The 3,634-nt window shown below is 57.8% G+C and carries 4 protein-coding genes and 1 pseudogene; 1 reads left to right on the plus strand and 4 read right to left on the minus strand.

Translation table 11 applies throughout. From position 1 onward, the window contains the following. Positions 1 to 338: 338 nt before the first annotated feature. From XANALMUS060_RS16690 to XANALMUS060_RS16700, 3 genes are all read right to left on the minus strand, one after another. Entirely contained in the window at positions 339 to 995 is a 657-nt protein-coding gene (locus XANALMUS060_RS16690) for a DsbA family protein (protein WP_045739404.1), read from the minus strand. 17 nt (positions 996 to 1,012) lie between these two features. Further along, positions 1,013 to 1,654, minus strand: coding sequence for an SDR family oxidoreductase (locus XANALMUS060_RS16695; protein WP_045739405.1), 642 nt, complete (start codon positions 1,652 to 1,654; stop codon positions 1,013 to 1,015). 85 nt (positions 1,655 to 1,739) lie between these two features. Further along, positions 1,740 to 2,363, minus strand: coding sequence for an NAD(P)H-dependent oxidoreductase (locus tag XANALMUS060_RS16700; RefSeq protein WP_200894095.1), 624 nt, complete (start codon positions 2,361 to 2,363; stop codon positions 1,740 to 1,742). A gap of 113 nt (positions 2,364 to 2,476) precedes the next feature. Between XANALMUS060_RS16700 and XANALMUS060_RS16705 the strand changes: the two genes are divergently transcribed. Beyond that, positions 2,477 to 2,911: a helix-turn-helix domain-containing protein gene (locus XANALMUS060_RS16705; RefSeq protein ID WP_045739406.1), complete on the plus strand. Its 435-nt coding sequence runs from the start codon at positions 2,477 to 2,479 to the stop codon at positions 2,909 to 2,911. 84 nt (positions 2,912 to 2,995) lie between these two features. On the opposite strand, the pseudogene XANALMUS060_RS16710 reads toward XANALMUS060_RS16705, so the two are convergent. Further along, positions 2,996 to 3,538: pseudogene (locus XANALMUS060_RS16710) on the minus strand (integrase core domain-containing protein); the annotation flags it as partial. Positions 3,539 to 3,634 lie beyond the last annotated feature (96 nt).

The raw sequence follows: 3,634 nt of genomic DNA on the forward strand, positions 1-3,634 counted from the left end.
CTTGGATCCACTCGTGCACCAGCGCACGACGCACCGGTGCGCTGACTATTTTTTTCGCAGCGCTTCCTTGATCAAGTCGTTCTCGAACAGCTGCACTGGCGTGATACTCAAAATCGGGGGGACGTCACCAGATCAGCGTATTACATCAAGCCTCCGCAACCACCCGTGAGAAGCTCCGTTCCACGTCCCATTCCCATAGGCAAGCGTGATACTCAAAATCGGGGGGACGTCACCAGATCAGCGTATTACATCAAGCCTCCGCAACCACCCGTGAGAAGCTCCGTTCCACGTCCCATTCCCATAGGCAAGCGCATGATTTATGGGCACGTCCTGTCACACTACCCGTTAGCATGCTGGTTATGGTCAATGCCGCGTATTGCTTGGCCAATTGCCGTGGCGATTTCGTCTTCGCTGCGGCCTCCATTGATCGCGACATGAGCACCGAAAACGAAGTGTGGAACTGACCGAACGCCAGCTGCAGCAGAGTCAGTCGCCGCTTGCTCTACCCTCGCGTGCCATACCGGATCACGAGCAATGGCGAGGGCTTCGTCGCGTTCAAACCCATGAGCTACGGCGATGTCTGCCAGCACATCGGCCTTGCCAATATTCTTCGCCTGCAGGAAGTGGGCTTGCGTGATCGCGACCGCGAGTTGGTGCTGCGTGCCGCGCGGTCCCGCCGCATTGATGATCGCGTGTGCTGCCTGCGTCGGATAGGTAAAGAGTTGACGGCCAAGATCTAGGTCAAGCCCCGACGCACGGGCTTCGCCTTCGGCCCGAGCAAACGAGGTCTTTGGGTCGGTCACGCCGTATCGCTTAAAAAGCAAGTCGGGGATGTACAACCCCTCAGCGGGGGCATCCGCCAACAACAGGACGGGATGATGATGAATGTCGACCGCAAGATCGGGAAAGCGCTCTTTCAGAACCTTATCGAGGCGGTACTGGCCGATGATGCACCAAGGGCAGGTGATCTCGGTATATAGGTCAATTTGCAACATACTAGTTCTCTCCTTCTTCAACCATTGGCGATGCCCGGTGCGGCCCGCACGAACTTCTGGTCAGTGACCTGCTGAATCAGAAATTCTGCGAGATTGCCCCGTGAAAGTTTCGATCCGAGATTGGTTCTTCCATACCAGCCAACATCGATTTTTCCGTTCGCCGGGCCATCTTTAAGGAATGGGATCCGCACCAACGTCCAGTCCAGGTCCGAATTGGCGATCAGTTCGCCAGTCGCTCGGATGTCCTCGTAAGCCTTGCGAACAAACACTTTGAAGAAAAACACTCCCATATGGGAAGTGAGGGCGAAGCCATCCTGGGGGTCGCGATAGCTCGCCGTAGATACTTGGAGAAGGCGCCGCACGCCCAATTGCCGCATCGCGGCTATGATGTTGGATAGGCCATGCATGACTGGTCGGTCACCCTGCACCTTGAGACTGTTAGGCCCCAGGGCACTGATGACAGCATCAGCACCCTGGATGCACTTCGCAATGGCGTCCCGGTCTTGCAGATCACCGACAACGACTTCGACTTTCCCGGCAAGCGCGGCGAGCTTCTTCGCATCGCGCGTATAGACAGAAAGGACGTAGCCTTGCTTCAAGGCTTCTTCGATGATGTGCAGTCCAGTCGATCCGGTGGCTCCGAATATGGCAAGCTTCATTTCATTCCTCCCTGACTATTCGCAGGCATGGTCGCGAAGTCGATGCCGGTGCCAGCGCCGAAGCACGTGATAGTTTTGCGCACGATCATGACTTCACGCCGCCTTCGCCAACAAGGACTTCACCGTCGCGTCGGCCTTCGCGGTGGCGGCCTGGGCCGCGTCCGGGCCGAGCAATGTGCCTTCGATACGCACAAGCTCGACGTCGGTCAATCCGATAAAGCCGAGCATGTGCAGGAGATAGTTGGTCTGGAAATCGAAGGGTGCACAGACTCCCCGAGAACACGCCGCCAGCGGCGGTGACCAGATAAACCTTCTTGCCAGTCAGCAGCCCCTGGGACGCATCTGTGCCGTAGCTGAAGGTGATGCCCGGCCACGTGACGTGGTCAATCCAGGCCTTGAGCTGCGAAGATGGACCGAAATTCATCATTCCCGAGCCAAGCACGATCACGTCGGCTGCGCGCAACTCATCAACCAGCTCCTGGGCACCTTCGACTGCCTCAATCTGTTCCGGTGTGCGCGCATTAGAGGCCGTAGCGCGGCCTTGGATGTAGGCCACCGTGATGTGCGGTGCCGGATTTGCGACAAGGTCGCGAACAGTCAGCGAGCCCCCCTGTTGAGCCCGGATGCCATTGGCAATTTCAGTGGCGAAGCGGGTGGAAAGGCTGTCAGCCCCGCGTGGGCTGGATGTGATCAGCAGGACTTTGCTCATGATGGCTCCGTGCATGGTATAAAATAGATACTAGGTAACATATGAAATCTAAGTTACCTATCCATACGAAGGATGGTAAGATTCCTTGCTGCATTCCACAAGAAGGCACAGACATGTCACTGAGTCACACAGATTTGCCCGAAGAACTGCCGGACCCCAATACGGGAGGCTGTCGAGCCACCCGCGAAATACTGGATCGTGTCGGCGACAAATGGAGCCTCTACATCATTGCCTCGCTGGCCAATGGAACGCGGCGCTTCAACGAGTTGAGGCGCGGTATTGACGGCATCTCCCAACGCATGCTGACGCTGACGTTGCGCGGAATGGAGCGCGATGGACTGATTACCAGGACGATCTATCCGACTATCCCGCCGCGAGTCGATTACGACCTCACCGAACTGGGTCGGACGCTATTAGGGCCTGTGATGGCGCTTGTGAATTGGGCAAACGACAACCAATTCGCCATCGCCGAAGCACATCAACGCTTCGATGAAGCGCCCGAACTGGGGACGGTTCCAGCCCAAGGCATCATTCATCGACTGCGGTGATTGCAGCCGCCGCTAGCCCAAGTAGAAGCGGGGATCGGGCAACGCAAGCAGGCCCCTCGCGGCGATGCCTGAAGCTGGTGTCTGTCAACTGAAGAACAGCCCGGTTCGGGGCGAGGCCGACATCCCCCATCCTGAATAGCAGTCGGGTTTAGAGTCCGGCGGTGATGATATCGCTGTTGCCAGGCGTTTGGCATATGCGGCCGGTGTCATGCCGCCGATCGCTTTTTTGGGTCGATCTTCGTTGTACTCGCGTCGCCACCGTTCGATGGATGTCGGTGCGCGCATGTAGCAGCGTCGGGAAGCAGTGTTCATTGAGGCACTCATCGCGCAGTCGGCCATTGAACGATTCGACGTAGGCGTTTTGGTTTGGCTTTCCGGGTTGGATCAGCCGTCACTGCACACCACGACCGTGCGCCCAGGCAACCATGGCCTTGCCGCAAAATCCCTTGCCATTACCAGTGCGGATCATCTTCGGCAGGCCACGACTGTGCGTCAGTCGCTTCAGCACGCGTGCCACACCATGGCCGGAGATGGCATGGCACGCTCCACCTCCATGGCGACTGCTTCGTGGGTCGCATCGTCCACGATCACAAGGCATTTGATTGCTCGGCCTTCGGCGGTGCGGTCATGGCACGCTCCACCTCCATGGCGACTGCTTCGTGGGTCGCATCGTCCACGATCACAAGGCATTTGATTGCTCGGCCTTCGGCGGTGCGGTCGAAC

The organism is Xanthomonas sp. MUS 060 (assembly GCF_000963215.1).
Classification (GTDB): domain Bacteria; phylum Pseudomonadota; class Gammaproteobacteria; order Xanthomonadales; family Xanthomonadaceae; genus Xanthomonas_A.